This window comes from Aliidongia dinghuensis (genome assembly GCF_014643535.1).
Taxonomy (GTDB): domain Bacteria; phylum Pseudomonadota; class Alphaproteobacteria; order ATCC43930; family CGMCC-115725; genus Aliidongia; species Aliidongia dinghuensis.
The window spans coordinates 1-16297 of the sequence record NZ_BMJQ01000016.1 but is presented as its reverse complement, the minus strand read 5'-3'; the positions used below and the strand labels follow the sequence as shown (position 1 = coordinate 16297).

The window sequence follows — 16297 nt, the reverse complement described above, 5'->3', positions numbered from 1 at the left end:
CCCCGAGGTTCCGCTACCGCCGATGCAAGCCCAGGGCCGCTGGGCGATCCGACCTAACCGTTTGAAACACTTTGTTTTCCATCATCGAATTTAGGGCTTGGGCTTGCCGGCCGGCAAGATTTGCCGGGTCAGAAGACCCGGTTGATCGCGACGGGCGGGGCGGCGTACTGGGCGCGGATGCCGTGGCCGAGACGCTGCCCGCCATAGCTGAAATTGGGTTTGGCCGCCGTCGCCGCCGTCTTGGCGATCAGGTCGAGGATCTGGCGGTTGGCCGCCATCTGCACCCTCAGCGCCTCCGCATTCGCGCGCGCGGCGCCGTCGAGCCGGCGCACCGCGTCGGCCAGCCGCAGCGCCACTTCCGGATCGGCCTTGATCTCATGCTGCGGCCGCTGGCCGAGCGCGCGCGCCATCGTGTCGTAATTGGCGGCGAGCTTGCTCTTCTCGGGCCCCAGGCGCTGGACGTCGGCGAAGCGCGGCACCTTGAGCGCGTCGGTTTCCTCTGCCACCACCTGAGACAGGCGGTCGGTCACGCGGATGAGCGCGCTGATCAGGCTGCCGGTCGAAGGCGGCGTGTCGGGGGCGGCGAGCGCGTCGACCATGGGATCGTACATCAGTGCGCCTCCTGCAGATGCAGCATCTCGCGCTTGATGGCGTCGGCGATGCCGAGCGAGCCGTGCGCGGCGACCGCCTTGCCGTATTCCTGGTTCAACAGGCTGCGATACATGCCTTCGGCGGAGCCGCCGCCGAACAGTTTGTCGGTCTTGATGCCGGCGAACATGCTTTCGAGCATCGCGCTCACGAAGCCGGCCTCATAGTCCTTGGCGGTCTTGTCGATCGCCGCCGCTTGGGCGCCCGACAGCTTGCTGCCGGGTGTGCCTGTGGTGGGGGCGCCGGTGCGCCCGTAGGTCGAGAGGGTCGGCGGCAAAGCCAGGCTGTTGGCCATGTCCATCAGTGCACCTCCAGGTCGGCCTGCATCGCACCGGCGGCCTTGATCGCCTGCAGGATCGAGATCATGTCGCGCGGTCCGATGCCGAGCGCGTTCAGGCTGTTGACCAGTTCCTGGATGCTGACACCCTGGGGCACGACGGCGAGGCGCTTGTCCTTGCCCGTGTCGACCTCGATGTTGGTGCGCGGCACGACCGTCGTCGCGGCGCCGCCGTTGGGCGCGAACTGGACGCCGTTCTGGCCGGGCGCGGTCTGGCCGCCGGCCGCGTTGCCGCCTGGGGCGAAGGCGTTGGGCTGCGAGACCTGCGGCGTCTCGGTGATCTTGACCGTGAGGTTGCCCTCGGCCACGGCGACGGTCGAGATCCGCACGTTCTCGCCCATGACGATGACGCCGTTCGCCTCGTCGATCACGACCTTGGCGACCTGGTCCGGCTCGATGCGCAGCTGCTCCAGCCGCGTCATCAGGCCGACGACGTCGCCGCGCATCGAGGACGGGATGGCAAGCGCCACCGTGCCATTGTCGGTCGCGCGGGCAAGGTCGCCGTGCATATAGGCGTTGATGGCGGTAGCCACGCGCTCGGCCGTGGTGAAATCCGGGTTGCGCAGTGCCAGGTTCATCGTCTGCAGCTTGCTGAAGTCGAAATTGACCTCGCGTTCAACGATCGCCCCGTCCGGCACCTTGCCGGCGGTGGGGACACCCTGGGTGATCGAGGCGGCCGCCCCCTTGGCGGAGAAGCCGCCGACCGAGACCTGGCCTTGTGCCACGGCATAGACCTCGCCGTCGGCGCCCAACAGCGGCACGCCGACGAGCGTGCCGCCCTGCAGGTTGTTGGCGTCGCCCATGGCGGAAACCGAGACGTCGATCCGGCTGCCCTGGCGTGCGGAGGAGGGCAGGGTCGCCGTCACCATGACGGCCGCGACATTCTTGGTGCGCACCGTCAGCTGGGCGTCGCGGGCGTTGACGCCCAGGCGGTCCAGCATGCCGATGACGCTCTCGCGCGTGAAAATCGACTTGGTCACGTCGTCGCCGGTGCCGTTCAGCCCCACGACCAGGCCGTAGCCGACCAGCAGGTTGTCGCGAGCGCCCTCGAAGCTGACGATGTCCTTGAGTCGGACGGCGGCGTCGGCGTGCACGCTGCCGAATCCGGCCGCAAGCAGGACGAGGGAGGCGAGGAGGGGGCGGAAGATCGTGCACATGCCAGTCCTCTAGCGAGGCCCGTGCCAACCGATTTTGCTGTCTAACTCATTGTTTTCAATTAAGTTCGTTTATATCAGGTGTGGCGGGAATCGATCAATTCCTGCCTAATCGGGCGGGAGCACGGCAGTTTTTGCCTGGCATCGCAGGCCGCAGTTAGTCAAATCTAAAGCCGGGCCGATGCTGTATGGTTATTGTCGGTTCCGAGGAGTGATACGTCCGCGATGAAAATCGAGTCCAACCGCCCTGTCGGCCCTGCTGGCGTCCGCAAGGATGGCAAGCGGAGCGGCTCCAGCGGTTTCGCCGATGCACTCAAGCCCGAAGCGGAGACGGCGGCGCAGGCCGTGTCCGGCCCATCGATGCTGAGCGGCATCGAGGCGCTGTTCGCGCTGCAGGAGGTGCCGGATGCGACGACCGAGCGCCGGCGCGCCTTTCAGCGGGCGGACGAGATGCTGGACCGGCTCGAGGACCTGAAGCGGGGCCTGCTTCTGGGGACCATCGCACCGTCGAAGCTCGCGGACCTGGCCCGGCTCGCCGGCGAGGGCTCGAGCCAGATTACCGATCCCAAGGTGCGCGAAGTCCTGCAGGACATCGAGCTCAGGGCGCGGGTCGAACTCGCCAAGCTCGAGCCGCGCGACGACTGATCCGGCGCCCGTCTAATCGCTGAGCCGCTGAAAGATCTCAGCAAACCCCGGAATTTTCTCGGATTCCGACATTCCTGCAACGGCCGCTTCACGCGGACTTGCTGGTTAATGGTTCGATTCATATACTCCGCCGGCATTTTGACCTTTCGGGGTGCACGGAGTACGTGATGCGGCCTACGCTTTCACCCGACTATCGACCGACCGAAGACGAAGAGTTCATGAATCCGGTGCAGCAGGAATATTTCCGGCAAAAGCTGCTGCGATGGCGCGCTGAACTGCTCGCCGAGTCGTCCGAAACTTTGTTCCATCTCAAAGAAGAAAGCCTGTCGGAGCCGGATATTACCGATCGGGCGACGCTCGAGACCGATCGTTTTACCGAACTTCGCACGCGCGACCGGGAGCGTAAGTTGATTTCCAAGATCGATGCGGCTCTGCAGCGCATCGAGGTCGGCACTTACGGCTATTGCGAAGAGACCGACGAGCCGATCGGCGTCAGGCGCCTCGAAGCGCGGCCGATCGCGACGCTGAGCCTGGAAGCCCAGGAGCGGCACGAACGGATGGAGCGGACCCACCGCGAGGAATAGCGGCGGGTTCCGACGAGACACCCTTGAGGGCCGGCAGTCGCGCGAGGCGCGGCTACCGGCCCTTTTTATTCGCATCCGCATGAGGCGGCACGGATGTTGAGTGGAGGCCCCGGTACCAGCATGCATCCCACGATCCGGATCGAAGACCCGGCCCAGCCGGATATCGTGCTGCTGCTCGAGCATGGCGAGGCGCACTCGGCCGAACTCTATCCGGCGGAGAGCAATCATCACCTGCCGCTCGACGCGCTGCGCGCGGCGAACGTGCTGTTCCATGTCGCGCGCGACGCGGGCGGCCGGGCGATCGGCACCGGCGCCGTGGTCCTCAACGGCACCTGGGCCGAAATCAAGCGGATGTGGGTCGAGCCCGAGGCGCGGGGGCTCGGGCTGTCGAAGGCGATCCTCGATACGCTGGAAGCGGCGGCACGTGCGGCGGGCGTGGGGATGCTGCGGCTGGAAACCGGGGTGGTGAGCCATGCGGCCCTCGGCCTCTACGCGCGGGCCGGCTTCGTTCCGTGCGATCCGTTCGCCGATTACCGGCCGGATCCGCTCAGCGTCTTCATGCAGAAGGACCTGCAGACGGCATCGTCCTGAGGTCGTTGCTTTTGCGGCTTCTCGCCCCCGCGCCGATGTGATTTGGTTTCCGGTGAAATCAAAAAGGGTGGGGGGAAGCACCATGCGCGCAAGCGCTCGTCTCAAGCGATATGTCTCGACCGGCGCGGCGCTCGCAGCGCTGCTCGTCGCCGGCGGTGCCACGGCCGGCCAGAACGCGATCAAGATCGGCGTCATGATCGACGGCTCCGGCTTCGCCCAGGACACGGGCGGCATCGGTGCCGTGACCGCGGCCGAGATGGCGGCGGCCGACTATGGCGGCAAGGCGCTGGGCAGGCCGATCCAGATCATCTCGGCCGACATGCAGAACAAGCCGGACGTCGCATCGTCGATCGCGCGGCAATGGTTCGACCAGGATCAGGTCGACACGATCACCGACCTGCCGGTCTCCTCCGTCGGGCTTGCGGTTCAGCAGATCGCCAAGGAGAAGCACAAGGTCCTGCTGATCTCCGCGGCAGCGACGACCGAGCTCACCGGGGCGCAGTGCTCGCCCTATTCGATCCAGTGGGCCGACGACACGGCGGCGCTCGCCAACGGCACGGCGCGGGCGGTCGTGGCCAACGGCGGCAAGAAATGGTTCTTCATCACCGCCGATTTCGCATTCGGCCAGGCGATGGAGACGGCGGCGAGCAATGTCATCAAGGCGGCCGGCGGCGAGGTTGTGGGCGGCGTCAAGCATCCGCTCGGCACGACCGATTTCTCCTCATATCTCTTGAAGGCCCAGGCATCGGGCGCCAACGTCATCGGGCTCACCAACGTGGGCCTCGATTCGATCGCGACGATCCGGCAGGCCGGCGAGTTCGGCATCACCCAGAGCGGCCAGCAGCTCGCGGGCTTCATCGTCTTCATCTCGGACATCCATACCCTCGGTCTCAAGACCGCCCAGGGCACCTATGTCACGACCGGCTTCTACTGGGACGACAGCGACCAGACCCGCGCCTTCGCCAAGCGCTTCTTCGAGAAGCGGCAGCGCATGCCGACGAAGGAGCAGGCCAACACCTATGCCGCCGTGCTGCATTACCTGAAGGCGCTTGACGCCAGCCATTCCGACGACGCCGAAAAGGTCGCGGCCGAGATGAAGGCGATGCCGACCGATTATTTCGGGCGCAAGGGCTCGATCCGCGCGGACGGCCGCGTGCTCTACGACCTGGCGCTCTATCAGGTGAAGAAGCCTGAGGAGGCGAAATATCCCTGGGACTATTACAAGAAGATCCGCGACATCCCCGCTGCGGAGGCGTTCCGGCCGCTGGCGGACGGCGGTTGCCCGTTTGTCAAATAGATCCGGGCGTCAAGCTGAGTTGAGCCAGACGAGCGCGTCCGCCTCGGTCCTGAAGGTGCGGTGCTGCGTCTTCATGAAGAGTGCGGCCGTGGCCCGAATCAGAAATCGGAACACGTCGTTGCGGACGAGATAGGCGACCCGGGACCGGCCCGTGGGCCCGGCCCCCCACGGCGCCAGGTCCTTGACCGCGCGCATCGCGGCCCAGTCGACCGAGCCGGTGAACCGGGTCAGGTCGACGAGCGCCAGCATGTTCGGCCGGATCCAGCCCGCGGCGATGCCTTTGCTGACCGCTACGAGGATGCACTCGCCGGGCGGTTCGTGCTCGACTGAGATTCGGAGAATACCGTCGACCAGTCGAATCGAAATACGGTCCGCTCCGCTGCCCTCGATGATGGGCAGCGGGTTCGATACAGATGTCACCACGCCCCGCAAAAATGCTCGTTACGTCGACGACCCCGGCGGGGGTTTTTCCGCCGGGGTCGCAGAACCGGAGTTATTGCACTCTCAGGATGTGGTGACAATAAGTCGTACGACAAATGGTGGTCAATCCGGCAATTAGAACGGATTGAAGATATCGAGCAGCTGCGTGCCGTAGTGCGGCTGCTGGATGTCGCTCTGGCGGCCGCGTCCGCCGTAGGAAATGCGCGCTTCCGCGATCTTGTCGTAGGAGACGGTGTTGAGCTGGTCGATGTCGGTTGGCCGGATGATGCCGGTCATCTGCAACTCGCGCACGTCAAAGTTCACGCGGACCTCCTGCTTGCCGACGATCACCATGTTGCCGCTGGGCAGGACCTGGGTCACGATCGCGGCGAGCGTGGTGGTCACCTGCTCCTGGCGGTTGATCTGCGCCTTGCCGTCCGTCGCCATCGTCGTGTTGGTGTTGATCAGGGATGAAGTCGCGGGGTGGCCCGGCAGGATCTTCTGCAGCTTGCTTTCAAGCCCGAAGAGATTGGTGATGCCGGAATTGTTCGTGTCGTTCCGGTTGTCCTGGGTCTCGTTGTTGAGCTTGGCGCTGTCGTTGATCGAGATCGTGACCGTCACGATGTCGCCGACCTGCTTCGCGCGCTGGTCCTTGAAGAACGCCCGGGCGCCGCGCGCCCAGAGCGAACCGGCCTGATGCACGGTCTGCTCGGCGTTGGGCGACGGCATGGTGACCGGCTCGTATCCGGGTGCCTTGGTCGGGTCGGTGATCTTGGTCATCGCCGGCTCTTCGCCGAGCTCGCTCAGCCTGGTCCCGACGTTGGTGGTGCAGCCGGCAAGCGCCACGGGGGCAAGCGCCAAGGCGGCGAGGGCGAACGACGGGATGCGGGATGCGCGCGGGAGGCGGGGCATCGGTTATCTCCGGATGCGGGGATCGGTCAGTTGTACGCCTGCTGGATGCCGGGGGCGCGGATCGCGACCTGGCCCGGGGCGAGCACCACCGCGTCGATCGTCCGCTTGGACTGAGTGTTGGTGACGCGGATGACATTGCCCTTGCCGCCGTCCTCGAGCGCGCGGCCCTCGGCGGTGAGGTAGAGGCCCGGCTTTTCCAGCACGATCAGCACGAGGTCGTTGCGCTTGACCACGACCGGCACCTGCACGTCGTTGGCCCTGAGCGGCTGGGCCGCGCGCAGCGGGTGGCGCGGCGTCTCGCCGACGAGCTCGCGCGGGTCCATGATGCCGCCGGCCTGGATCTGGTCGACGCGGAAGTCCGCGGTCGTGATGTCCTCCGCCCGCACGACCTCGCCCGGCATCATCGGCCGGGCCAGCACGGGGACGGTCATCAGGCCGACGATGCGGCCGCTGACATGCACCGGCGCGGCGTCGGGATCGTCGGACGCGACGCGCACCTCGGCCGAGAAGCGGCCGGTCTCAGGCTTGAGGTCGACCTTCTGGACCGTGATGTCCGTCGAGCCGCCGACCGGCACATAGAGGCGGAACTGCGCGTCGAGCTCGACCCGGCGCAGCGGCAGCGTCGAGGGCAGCTTGTCGGCCAGCTGCTGGGCGAGCTCGGTCGTCTCGATCACGGTCGCGTTCCGCTGGATGCGGATGGCGCTCTCGGTCGAGGGCGGCAGCCAGTTGACGCCGTGCGCCCGGGCGGTCGAGTAGAGCCAGCCCACGTCGAACAGCATGCTGGTGCCGGGCGCCGGCGCCTTGGCCACCACGTCATCGGCATGGGCGCCGGCACCGTCGAACAGGTCGCCGAGCCGGATCGCGGCGCCGTCGACGGTGCCGTTCGCTTTGAGCGAAACGAGCGGTGCCGGCGGCACTGGGTTCACGGCCACTGGGTTCGCGGCCACCGGGTTCGCGGCGTGGGCCACGGGGGCGAGCACGAGAGCGAGGCCGAGGGTCAGGGCGAGGGCGAAGGGCTTGGTCATGGCCGGTTACCTTTGAGGCTCTGGATCAGCGCAGGTTGGTCAGCGTCTGCTGCATCTGGTCGGAGGCTTCGATCACCTTGGAATTCATTTCGTAAGCGCGCTGCGCGGTGATCAGGCTTGAGATCTCGGTCACCACGTTGACGTTCGAGGTCTCGAGGAAACCCTGCTGGATCGTGCCGGCGTCCTGCTGGCCCGGGTCCTGGGTCTGCGGGTTGCCGGACGCCTGGGTCTCCTGCAGCAGGTTCTGGCCCAGGGCGGCCAGGCCCGGATCGTTCGGGAATATCGCGAGCTGCAGCTGGCCCACGGTCTGCGGGTTGGTCTGGCCCGTCACCTGGGCCAGCACCTGGCCCGACGCATTGACCGAGATCGACGTCGTGCCCTGCGGGATCGCGATCGTCGGCTGCACCAGATAGCCGTCGGCGGTCACGATCTGTCGCTGGTTGTTGAGCTGGAACGAGCCGGCGCGGGTATAGGCGGTGGTGCCGTCGGGCAGCAGGACCTGGAAGAAGCCCTTGCCCTGGATCGCGAGGTCGAGCGGGTTCTGAGTCTGGGTGAGATTGCCCTGCTCATGGATGCGGTAGACGGCGGCGGTCTTGACGCCGATGCCGACCTGCACGCCGACCGGCACGACCGTGTTCTGGTCCGACGATGTCTCGCCCGGTCGCCGGATGCTCTGGTAGAGCAGGTCCTGGAACTCGGCGCGCTGGCGCTTGAACCCGGTCGTGTTCAGGTTCGCGATATTGTTCGAGATGACTTCGACGTTGAGCTGCTGGGCCTGCATGCCCGTCGCGGCAATGTCCATCGAGCGCATGGTGATTCAGTCCTTCTTCCTCAGGCCTTCTCTCAGGACGACTTCGACAGTTTGTCGATGGCGTTGCGCAGGCGGTTGTCTTCGCTGTCGATGATGTTCTGCGCGGAGGCGTAAGCACGCTGCACGCCGAGCATCTGGGTCATCTCGATAATCGGCCGGACGTTCGAGTCCTCGAGCATGCCCTGGTGCAGGGTCGAGACCGTGTCGGGCGTCGGCGTCGCCGACGTCACGTAGAGGCCGTTGCCGGCGGGGACGACGTCCTGCCCGTTGGCGAAGGAGGAGAGAGCGATCTTGCCGACCGGGCCGGTTTCGGTCGCGACCGTGCCGTCGGCCCCGATCGAGATCGAGGTCGAGCCCTGCGGGATGGTGATCGGCTGGCCGGTCGAATCCAGCACCTGGTAGCCCTGGGCCGTCACCAGCGTGCGGCCGGCGTCGAGCTGGAAGCGGCCGTTGCGGGTGTAGCGCGGGCCGTCGACGGTGTTGACCTGGAAATAGCCGTTGCCGTCGATGCCGACGTCGAGCGGGTTGCCGGTCCTGGACAGGTCGCCCTGGCGGAGGTCGCGCACGACGCCGGCGTCGCGGACGTAGGCAATTGTCTGGCCGCGGACCGGGCTCGGCTCCAGGTATTCCTGGAACAGCTGGTTCTCGGTCTTGAAGCCCGAAGTCGACATGTTCGCCAGGTTGTTGGCGATCACGTCCATCTGCCGGTCCAGGACCGCTTGCCGGGAGAGTGCAACGTAGGTTGCCGTCTGCATCTCGATCACTTCCTCAACGACGACCCGGCAACGATGCCAGGTGCCGGGCCCCATGCGTCTGCCGTGCCAATGAAGAAATGCGATTTATTTCAATTAATTAGAGTGCGGCTCCGCACGCATCAGGGCGAGCTTTGCCGGGAAGAACCGGGGCCGCCCGGCAGAAATTTCCGGCCGGCGGCCGCCGGATCTGCCGGCCTTGCCATCCCTCTGGCAGCGGGGCTATCCCTCGCTCTGGGGAAGAGCGTCAGAGGGTGGGGCGATGCGGCGCAGCGTAGGCGTGCTGATATTGGTGGGGGGGATCGTGCTGGTCGCCGGCGCGGGTGCGGCACTCATGATGACGGGATTCCTGCCGAAGCTCCTCGGCATGAAACCACCCGAGGGGACCATGGCCGCAGTGGAGGAGAAGAAGCCGAAGCCGCCGGAGCCGATCACGCCCGAGCGCTATTTCGACCTGCGCCCGCCGATCATGATCTCGCTCGACACGCAGGGGCACGGCAACCGCATCCTGCAGCTGGGCGTGAGCCTGCTGATGCCGACGCGCGAGGATGTGAACAGCGTGCGCGGCGTCACGCCGCGGGTGGTCGATGCCATGCAGGTCTATATCCGTTCGCTGCCGATCTCGGAGACCGAGAGCGTCGCGAAGCTCAGCGCCCATCGCGCGGAGATGCTGGGCCGGATCAATGCCGCGATCGCCCCGCTCAAGGCAGACGAACTCAACCTCTATATGGTGCAGGAGCAATAGCGCCCGCGTGGCGGCAGGCGCGGTGCTAAAGGAACTTTTAATCAAGTTTGGTCATGGTTAATCGACCCCTGGTATCGTTCGGCCGGGGCTTGTGCATGACGGGAATCGGGTAATGGCCGAAGAGGCAATCGATGATGGTGCAGCCGAGGGTGGCGAAGGCCGGCGCGGCGGCAAGAAGCTCATCATCATGGCACTCGCGGCGCTGCTCCTGATCATCGGCACGGCTGCGGCGCTCTATTTCAGCGGCATCGCGACGACGCTCCTCGGCAAGGGCGAGGAAAAGGTCGAGAAGAAGGTCGAAGCGCCACCACCGCCGCCAAAGGTTGCGGTGTTCTACGACGACATGCCGGACATGCTGGTCAACCTCAATACCGGCTCGCGGAAATCGAGCTTCCTTAAGCTCCATGTCAGTCTTCAAATCGAGAGCGAAGAGGACAAGGCCAAGATCAAGCAGGTTCAGGCGCGGATCATCGACACGTTCCAGACCTACCTGCGCGAACTCCGGCTCGAGGACCTGAAGGGGTCGGCCGGGCTCTATCGGCTGCGCGAAGAACTGCTGATGCGGGTCAACGCCGCCGTGGCACCGGTCAAGGTGGACGACGTATTATTCACTGAGATGCTTGTTCAGTAAGCGCTTTCACTGAAACTATCTGGGCGTTGATTGGAACGCGGGTGCACCAGGACAGGCGATGTCGGATGTAACGAAAGAAGACGAAGAACGCATGGCGGCCGAATGGGCCGCGATGGCGGGTGGCGATGACGGCGGCGCCGGCGGTGGCGACGACGACATGGCCGCTGCCATGGGGCTTGGCGGCGGCGAAGCTTCGACGCGCGTCCTCAACCAGAACGAAATCGACAGCCTGCTGGGCTTCGCCGACGGTGCCGGTCGGGATCGCGACACGTCCGGCATCCGTGCCATCATCGATTCGGCACTCGTCTCCTACGAGCGTCTGCCGATGCTCGAGGTCGTGTTCGACCGGCTCGTCCGCATGATGTCGACCTCGTTGCGCAATTTCACGTCCGACAACGTCGAGGTCTCGCTCGACAGCATCACGTCGACCCGGTTCGGCGACTACCTGAACTCGATCCCGCTGCCGGCCATGCTGTCGGTGTTCAAGGCCGAGGAATGGGACAATTACGGGCTGCTGACGGTCGATTCGGCGCTGATCTATTCGATCGTCGACGTGCTCTTGGGCGGCCGGCGCGGCACGGCGGCCATGCGCATCGAGGGCCGACCCTACACGACGATCGAGCGCAACCTGGTCGAGCGGCTGGTGACGGTCGTGCTGGGTGATCTCTCGGCCGCGTTCGATCCGCTCTCGCCGGTCGATTTCCGCTTCGAACGGCTCGAGATCAATCCGCGCTTCGCGACCATCGCACGGCCCGCCAACGCCGCGATCGTGGCGCGCTTGCGCATCGACATGGAGGATCGCGGCGGCCGCCTCGAACTCCTGTTCCCGAACGCGACGCTCGAGCCGGTCCGCGAGCTCCTGCTGCAGATGTTCATGGGCGAGAAGTTCGGCCGCGACTCGATCTGGGAGAGCCATCTTGCCGGCGAGCTCTGGCATACGGACGTGCAGATCCGCGCCGTGCTCGACACCATGAGCCTGTCCTTGAAGGACGTGCTGAGCTGGAAGGTCGGCACGCGCCTGCCCCTGAACGCCATGCCGGACTCCGACGTCGAGCTCCTCTGCGGCGATCTTCTGATGTTCAGCGGCAAGATGGGCCGCAAGAGCGGCAACATGGCCGTGCGCATCGACGAGAAGATCGACGCCAAACCGAAGGAGCGCTGACGCCCATGATGCTGACGCTGATCATGGACGCGGTGGTCGCGGTCCTGCTTATTGCGACGATCGGTTTTGCGATCAAGCTCAATGGGCGCCTGGCGGCGCTTCGGCGCGACAGCGAGCGGTTGCAGTCCCTGATCCGCGACCTGCAGGGCGCGTCGGGGGCGGCCGAGGACGCGGTCTCCGAGCTCAAGCTCACGGCCGCCGACGCAGGACGCGCGCTGCAAAACACGATCGACGGCGCCCGGACGCTCGAGGCCGATCTGCGCTTCATTACCGAGCGCGGCGAGGAGGTGGCGAACCGGCTCGAGGCCGGGCTGCGCATCCAGCGCGACCAGCAGGCCGCGACGGCCGCCGCCACCGGCAACGGGGCGTCTTCGCCGACGGCTGCGGCGACCGCCGCTGCTGCCGACAAGAACAGCCAGAGCCGCCTTGCCATGCTGCTGAAGCAGGCCGAGGCGGCCGACGGGCCGGCCGGGCGCAACGAGCCTGCGCTCGACCCGGCGCGTGCCAAGGGGCGTGCCGCGCCGCCGCCCCGTGAACCGCCGAGCGCGCCTGCGCCGCGGCCGCCAGAACCGCGTCATGCAGAGCCTCGTGCTGCCGAGCCGCGCGGGGGCGAGCCGCGGGATGCCGAATCCACACCGCAGTCGCGTGCCGAACGGGATCTGCTGCGCGCGCTGGAGGCGAGGGGACGCCAATGAGACTGAGACCACGCCTGCTGCATCTGTTGATCGTCGCTGCCAGCGGCATGCTGATGCTCAAGCTTGGCGCCGTCTGGCATGAGGCCGGCATCGCCTTTGCCCAGACGCCCCAGAGCCAAACAGCACAGAGCCAAACCGCACAAAGCCAAACAGCGCAAAGCCAGACGCCGGCGGCGAAGCCGCCCGCGAGCGAAGCTCCAGCGAAAGCGGCCGCCGCGGGAGCTGCGCCGGCTGCCGGTGCCGCAGCACAGAGCGAGCCGCTCAACCCGACGCCGTCCAAGGCGCCGTCGCAGAGCTATAGCGAGGCCGAGGTCAAGCTGCTGCAGGAATTGGCCAAGCGGCGCACCGAGCTCGATCAGCGCGCCGACGAGCTGACGCAGCGCGAGACGCTATTGAAGGCGGCGGAGCAGCGCGTCGACGAGAAGATCGAACAGCTGAAGCAGCTGCAGGCGTCGGTCGACGCCAGCCTGGGCAAGGTCGACGCCCAGGAGGACCAGCGGCTGAACAGCCTGGTAGCGATCTACAGCGCCATGAAGCCGAAGGAGGCGGCGCCGATCCTGTCCGACCTCGACATGCCGGTGCTGCTGCAGCTGCTGACGCGTATGAAGGACCGCACGACCTCGGCGATCATGGCGGCGATGGACCCGAAGAAGGCACAGTCGATCACCATGGCGCTCGCCGAGCGTCGCCAGTCAGTGGCGGGCGGGGCGACGGCGGCGGGCGGAACATCGGCGGCCGACGCCGGTGCGGCCACCACCAACCCGCAGAACTGACGGGCACGCGCCTCCATCCACACGCGCCTGTATCCACAACGGCTTGCAGACCTCGTGTTTGGCCACTAGCACATCTTGAGGGACGCGCGTCGGGCAGGCCGCCCGCGCCGCCCGCATCGGATCCTCGGGAGGGACCCCATGGTAAAGCTCGCGATCGCCGACGACCTGACGCGCCGCCTCGACACGTTGCGCGGCCAGCGGCCGGTCGTCGATGCGGCTGAGGTCAATGCCGCGGTCGAGGAGGTGGTGGCGAGCCTGACCGGGGCACTGTCGCTGTCCGAGATCAAGCTCTACCAGGAGCTCGAGACGCTGGCCCGTGTCATCCAAGCGGCAAAGCGTGAGATCGCGTCGGTCCAGCCGCACGACATCCCGCATCATCACATCCCGCTTGCGACCGACGAGCTGGACGCCGTGGTCGAGGCGACGGCCGCCGCGACAGGCGTCATCCTGGACGAGGCCGAGGTGCTGGAGAAGCTGGGCGCGAGCCTGCCGCCGGAGGCCCAGGCCCAGATCACCGACTCCGTCACCAAGATCTTCGAGGCCTCGAACTTCCAGGACATCACCGGCCAGCGCATCACCAAGGTGGTGAAGACGCTGCGCTACATCGAAACCAAGATCCACGGACTCTTGGAGGCGTTCGGCGATCAGGTCGAGCATTTCGTGCCGCCATCGGAACCGGAGCCCGAAACCGAAACCGAGGCCGATGCCGACCGCAAGCTGATGAATGGCCCGCAGATGCCGAGCGCCGCCAACAGCCAGGCCGACATCGACGCTATTCTCGCGGGGCTGTTCTGACGACGACCTGCGCAGCATCGGGCCATGGACCGCTCGGCCATGGATGAGGATGGTTCGATCCCAGCGGCACCGGCGCCGGCCGGCGCGGCGGTGGCGACCTACGTCAGCCTGTTCCTGCTGTTGTTCGTCTTCTTCATCGTGCTGGTCTCGATCTCCGAAGTGCAGCGCCCCCGGGCGCAGGCGGTGCTCGAATCGATCGATGCCGCGTTCGGCCACCTGCCATCGAGCCTGGGCATGATACCGCCGTCGCCGATGCTGAGACCCGAGACCGGGGACATCGAGGGCTTCGCGCGCGACGTGAGCGGCTTGCTCACCGGCTTCGCACCGCTTGCCCAGACGGCCGAGGCGGCGCCGGGCGACAATTTCCTCGAGATCGCGCTGCCTGAGGCCGCCATGTTCGAGCCGGGCAGCACCCAGCCCAAGGCCGATGCGCTGCCGACACTCGATCGGCTGGCGCTCCTGATGCAGAAGCACGGCGGCGGCCCGCGTGTGCGCATGACCTGGCGCGTGCTCCTGCCGGCTGACGCGCCGGAGGGCGGCGCTGCCGAGCGGCTGGCCGGGCAGCGGGCGGCGGCCGTCGTGGCCCGGCTTTATGCCGAAGGCTGCCCGGGCGACTTGCTCGCGATCGCCGTCGACCGTGCGGCAGGGCCGGCCCTCCGGCTCGATTTCTCGGTCTTGGGCACCGAGACGCCGGGGGCGGCACCATGATGCCGTTCGGCTTCGAGCGGGATCAGCCGCCGCGGCCGCGCTCGCCCGGCTGGATGATCACCTTCGCCGACCTGATGTCGCTCCTGGTCTCATTCTTCGTCCTGCTGTTCGCGACGACGACCGTCGAGCGCGGCGACTGGGAACGGGTGGTGCAGCCGATCTCCGAGTACCTGACCGGCCATCGGCTCGCGGGCAAGGGCGCCGCCGAGGTGCCGACGCCGGGCAAGGCCCGAATCGACCTCGGCTATGCTGCGGCATTGCTCGACAAGCTGCTGGCCGACCAGAAGGCCCTGGTGGGCGCCACCGTGCGGCGCGAGGAGCATCGGCTGGTGCTGAGCCTGCCGGCCGCGCCGATCGCGCATTGGGCCGATACGCAGACGCCGCCGCTGCTCGATCTGGCGCGGCTGCTGGCCAATTTCGAGAACCATATCGCCGTGATCGCTCATCGCGCCGCCAATCCGGCGCCCGGCGCCGACACGACGCGCGAGTGGGTGACGGCACTCGGCGCCGCCAACAGTGTCGCCGGCGCGCTCCGGCATCTCGGCTATCAGCGGCCGCTCTCGGTCATGGCGATGGTCGATCTCGGCGACGGCGACCAGACCCGGATCGAGATCGCGGTCGAAGATACGGCGGCGGCTCCGGCGCGTGCGGAGGGCGATCATGCGCCCTGAGCGCGCGATCCGCCTGATGTCGGTCGGCCTGGTGGCGGCTCTCGCCTGGATCGGCACCTCGCTCGCCCAGGAACCGGCGGCGCGGGGTTCAGCACCGGCAGGCGCGACGGCGGTCGCGGCCCCTGGACCTGCCGCATCGGCGCGGACGCCGCTCGACACCCGCGCGGCGGTGCACACCGGCTTCGCGCGCCTGGTGTTCGCCGGCACGCATGGCGGCGCTTCGGTGCCGTTCCAGGCGAGCGTCGCCGACGACAGCCTGACCATCCGCTTCGAACGGCCGGTCACGGTGCCGCTCGATCAGGTCCGGCGCGCGCTCGGCACCTATCTCGATGAGGTTGCAGCGGCGCCGGACGGGCTCACCATCACAGCCCATCTGAAGCGGCCGGTCGCGATCCAGCAGGCCTCCTACGACGCGACGACCCTGGTCGTTGACCTGGTCGACAAGCCGAAACCGGCGCTAACCGTACAGCCCCAGGCCGCCCCATCGAAAGCCGAACCGCCCAAGGCCGAGCCCGCCCCGCCCATCACACCAGCCGCCACACCGCCGGCGACACCGAAGCCGCTGCGGCTGGGGTGGCGCATCAGCGTTCGCGGCGGCGCCGACCGGCTGGTGTTCGACAGCCCTAAGCATCCCGACTACAAGCTCGCCCAGGGCGACGGCAAGGTGCAGATCACGTTCGATCAGCCGGTCGCGGTCGATATCGCGCGGCTCGGGCGGACCTTGCCGGCGCGGCTGCGGCCGGCGTCCCTCTCGGCCGACGCAACCCAGCTCGAATTCACGCTGCCGCCGGGGCGCCGGGTCAACGACACCCGCCAGGGCAATCAGATCATTTTCGAGCTGGTGCCGGGCGCGCCGCCGGCCGCCGAGGCTGCCGCGCCGCCGGCACCACCACAGCCGCCGCCACCGGCTCCGCAGGCGCCTGCAGCGCCGCCGCCACCCG

General features: G+C 67.2%; 20 protein-coding genes and 1 pseudogene. 13 read left to right on the top strand and 8 right to left on the bottom strand.

Going from position 1 to position 16297, the window contains the following annotated elements; translation table 11 throughout:
- Positions 1-128 precede the first annotated feature (128 nt).
- Genes IEY58_RS25905 through IEY58_RS25895 form a run of 3 tightly spaced genes read right to left on the bottom strand, consistent with a single transcriptional unit; the run spans position 129 to position 2142 of the window.
- Positions 129-611, bottom strand: a complete 483-nt coding sequence (locus tag IEY58_RS25905) for a hypothetical protein (protein ID WP_189051063.1) — start codon at positions 609-611, stop codon at positions 129-131.
- A complete protein-coding gene (locus IEY58_RS25900; protein WP_189051062.1) occupies positions 611-949 on the bottom strand; it encodes a rod-binding protein in 339 nt (112 codons plus the stop codon). The genes IEY58_RS25905 and IEY58_RS25900 overlap by 1 nt, the downstream gene beginning before the upstream one ends.
- Positions 949-2142: a flagellar basal body P-ring protein FlgI gene (locus IEY58_RS25895; protein ID WP_189051061.1), complete on the bottom strand. Its 1194-nt coding sequence runs from the start codon at positions 2140-2142 to the stop codon at positions 949-951. Before IEY58_RS25895 ends, IEY58_RS25900 begins: the two co-directional genes overlap by 1 nt.
- 222 nt (positions 2143-2364) lie before the next feature.
- Between IEY58_RS25895 and IEY58_RS25890 the strand changes: the two genes are divergently transcribed.
- The 4 genes from IEY58_RS25890 to IEY58_RS25875 all read left to right on the top strand — a co-directional run bounded on the left by IEY58_RS25890 (position 2365) and on the right by IEY58_RS25875 (position 5256).
- A complete protein-coding gene (locus IEY58_RS25890) occupies positions 2365-2784 on the top strand; it encodes a flagellar assembly protein FliX (RefSeq protein ID WP_189051060.1) in 420 nt (139 codons plus the stop codon).
- A 167-nt stretch (positions 2785-2951) separates the two neighbouring features.
- Positions 2952-3368: an RNA polymerase-binding protein DksA gene (dksA, locus tag IEY58_RS25885; RefSeq protein ID WP_189051059.1), complete on the top strand. Its 417-nt coding sequence runs from the start codon at positions 2952-2954 to the stop codon at positions 3366-3368.
- A gap of 120 nt (positions 3369-3488) precedes the next feature.
- Positions 3489-3959 carry a GNAT family N-acetyltransferase gene (locus IEY58_RS25880; protein ID WP_189051058.1) on the top strand — a complete coding sequence of 157 codons (471 nt, stop codon included), beginning with the start codon at positions 3489-3491 and terminating at the stop codon, positions 3957-3959.
- 82 nt (positions 3960-4041) lie between these two features.
- Positions 4042-5256 (top strand): ABC transporter substrate-binding protein, encoded by a 1215-nt coding sequence (locus tag IEY58_RS25875; protein ID WP_189051057.1) that lies wholly within the window; start codon positions 4042-4044, stop codon positions 5254-5256.
- A gap of 9 nt (positions 5257-5265) precedes the next feature.
- Here IEY58_RS25875 and IEY58_RS25870 read toward each other — a convergent pair whose 3' ends face one another.
- The 5 genes from IEY58_RS25870 to flgF form a co-directional block, all read right to left on the bottom strand.
- Complete coding sequence (locus IEY58_RS25870; protein WP_189051056.1) at positions 5266-5688, bottom strand: hypothetical protein; 423 nt, start codon at positions 5686-5688, stop codon at positions 5266-5268.
- Between the two features lie 123 nt (positions 5689-5811).
- The gene (gene flgH, locus IEY58_RS25865) at positions 5812-6588 is read right to left on the bottom strand and encodes a flagellar basal body L-ring protein FlgH (protein WP_189051055.1); all 777 of its coding nucleotides are present in this window, start codon (positions 6586-6588) and stop codon (positions 5812-5814) included.
- A gap of 26 nt (positions 6589-6614) precedes the next feature.
- A complete protein-coding gene (gene flgA, locus IEY58_RS25860) occupies positions 6615-7613 on the bottom strand; it encodes a flagellar basal body P-ring formation chaperone FlgA (RefSeq protein ID WP_189051054.1) in 999 nt (332 codons plus the stop codon).
- Between the two features lie 25 nt (positions 7614-7638).
- The gene (gene flgG / locus IEY58_RS25855; protein ID WP_189051053.1) at positions 7639-8424 is read right to left on the bottom strand and encodes a flagellar basal-body rod protein FlgG; all 786 of its coding nucleotides are present in this window, start codon (positions 8422-8424) and stop codon (positions 7639-7641) included.
- Between the two features lie 32 nt (positions 8425-8456).
- Positions 8457-9179, bottom strand: a complete 723-nt coding sequence (flgF, locus tag IEY58_RS25850; RefSeq protein WP_189051052.1) for a flagellar basal-body rod protein FlgF — start codon at positions 9177-9179, stop codon at positions 8457-8459.
- 259 nt (positions 9180-9438) lie between these two features.
- Here flgF and IEY58_RS25845 point away from each other — a divergent pair, with 259 nt between their 5' ends.
- The 9 genes and pseudogenes from IEY58_RS25845 to IEY58_RS25805 form a co-directional block, all read left to right on the top strand.
- Positions 9439-9921 (top strand): flagellar basal body-associated FliL family protein, encoded by a 483-nt coding sequence (locus IEY58_RS25845; RefSeq protein WP_189051051.1) that lies wholly within the window; start codon positions 9439-9441, stop codon positions 9919-9921.
- A 112-nt stretch (positions 9922-10033) separates the two neighbouring features.
- On the top strand, positions 10034-10552 hold the full coding sequence (locus IEY58_RS25840; RefSeq protein ID WP_189051050.1) for a flagellar basal body-associated FliL family protein: 519 nt from the start codon (positions 10034-10036) through the stop codon (positions 10550-10552).
- A 58-nt stretch (positions 10553-10610) separates the two neighbouring features.
- Positions 10611-11714 (top strand): flagellar motor switch protein FliM, encoded by a 1104-nt coding sequence (gene fliM / locus IEY58_RS25835; RefSeq protein ID WP_189051049.1) that lies wholly within the window; start codon positions 10611-10613, stop codon positions 11712-11714.
- A gap of 5 nt (positions 11715-11719) precedes the next feature.
- On the top strand, positions 11720-12409 hold the full coding sequence (locus IEY58_RS25830; protein WP_189051048.1) for a DUF6468 domain-containing protein: 690 nt from the start codon (positions 11720-11722) through the stop codon (positions 12407-12409).
- Entirely contained in the window at positions 12406-13182 is a 777-nt protein-coding gene (locus IEY58_RS25825) for a MotE family protein (RefSeq protein WP_189051047.1), read from the top strand. Before IEY58_RS25830 ends, IEY58_RS25825 begins: the two co-directional genes overlap by 4 nt.
- Before the next feature lie 138 nt (positions 13183-13320).
- Positions 13321-13977 carry a protein phosphatase CheZ gene (locus IEY58_RS25820; RefSeq protein WP_189051046.1) on the top strand — a complete coding sequence of 219 codons (657 nt, stop codon included), beginning with the start codon at positions 13321-13323 and terminating at the stop codon, positions 13975-13977.
- Between the two features lie 39 nt (positions 13978-14016).
- The gene (locus IEY58_RS25815; protein ID WP_189051045.1) at positions 14017-14685 is read left to right on the top strand and encodes a flagellar motor protein MotB; all 669 of its coding nucleotides are present in this window, start codon (positions 14017-14019) and stop codon (positions 14683-14685) included.
- The gene (locus IEY58_RS25810; protein WP_189051044.1) at positions 14682-15356 is read left to right on the top strand and encodes a flagellar motor protein MotB; all 675 of its coding nucleotides are present in this window, start codon (positions 14682-14684) and stop codon (positions 15354-15356) included. Before IEY58_RS25815 ends, IEY58_RS25810 begins: the two co-directional genes overlap by 4 nt.
- Positions 15346-16297 (top strand): annotated as a pseudogene (locus IEY58_RS25805) (hypothetical protein); the annotation flags it as partial. The gene IEY58_RS25810 and the pseudogene IEY58_RS25805, both read left to right, overlap by 11 nt.

Coding starts and splice junctions, on each gene's coding strand:
- IEY58_RS25840 (WP_189051050.1), top strand. CDS start 10,034: ATGGCCGAAGAGGCAATCGATGATGGTGCAGCCGAGGGTGGCGAAGGC.
- IEY58_RS25890 (WP_189051060.1), top strand. CDS start 2,365: ATGAAAATCGAGTCCAACCGCCCTGTCGGCCCTGCTGGCGTCCGCAAG.
- IEY58_RS25820 (WP_189051046.1), top strand. CDS start 13,321: ATGGTAAAGCTCGCGATCGCCGACGACCTGACGCGCCGCCTCGACACG.
- IEY58_RS25810 (WP_189051044.1), top strand. CDS start 14,682: ATGATGCCGTTCGGCTTCGAGCGGGATCAGCCGCCGCGGCCGCGCTCG.
- IEY58_RS25895 (WP_189051061.1), bottom strand. CDS start 2,142: ATGTGCACGATCTTCCGCCCCCTCCTCGCCTCCCTCGTCCTGCTTGCG.
- IEY58_RS25830 (WP_189051048.1), top strand. CDS start 11,720: ATGATGCTGACGCTGATCATGGACGCGGTGGTCGCGGTCCTGCTTATT.
- IEY58_RS25900 (WP_189051062.1), bottom strand. CDS start 949: ATGGACATGGCCAACAGCCTGGCTTTGCCGCCGACCCTCTCGACCTAC.
- flgF (WP_189051052.1), bottom strand. CDS start 9,179: ATGCAGACGGCAACCTACGTTGCACTCTCCCGGCAAGCGGTCCTGGAC.
- flgH (WP_189051055.1), bottom strand. CDS start 6,588: ATGCCCCGCCTCCCGCGCGCATCCCGCATCCCGTCGTTCGCCCTCGCC.
- IEY58_RS25845 (WP_189051051.1), top strand. CDS start 9,439: ATGCGGCGCAGCGTAGGCGTGCTGATATTGGTGGGGGGGATCGTGCTG.
- dksA (WP_189051059.1), top strand. CDS start 2,952: ATGCGGCCTACGCTTTCACCCGACTATCGACCGACCGAAGACGAAGAG.
- IEY58_RS25905 (WP_189051063.1), bottom strand. CDS start 611: ATGTACGATCCCATGGTCGACGCGCTCGCCGCCCCCGACACGCCGCCT.
- IEY58_RS25880 (WP_189051058.1), top strand. CDS start 3,489: ATGCATCCCACGATCCGGATCGAAGACCCGGCCCAGCCGGATATCGTG.
- flgA (WP_189051054.1), bottom strand. CDS start 7,613: ATGACCAAGCCCTTCGCCCTCGCCCTGACCCTCGGCCTCGCTCTCGTG.
- IEY58_RS25875 (WP_189051057.1), top strand. CDS start 4,042: ATGCGCGCAAGCGCTCGTCTCAAGCGATATGTCTCGACCGGCGCGGCG.
- flgG (WP_189051053.1), bottom strand. CDS start 8,424: ATGCGCTCGATGGACATTGCCGCGACGGGCATGCAGGCCCAGCAGCTC.
- IEY58_RS25825 (WP_189051047.1), top strand. CDS start 12,406: ATGAGACTGAGACCACGCCTGCTGCATCTGTTGATCGTCGCTGCCAGC.
- fliM (WP_189051049.1), top strand. CDS start 10,611: ATGTCGGATGTAACGAAAGAAGACGAAGAACGCATGGCGGCCGAATGG.
- IEY58_RS25815 (WP_189051045.1), top strand. CDS start 14,017: ATGGATGAGGATGGTTCGATCCCAGCGGCACCGGCGCCGGCCGGCGCG.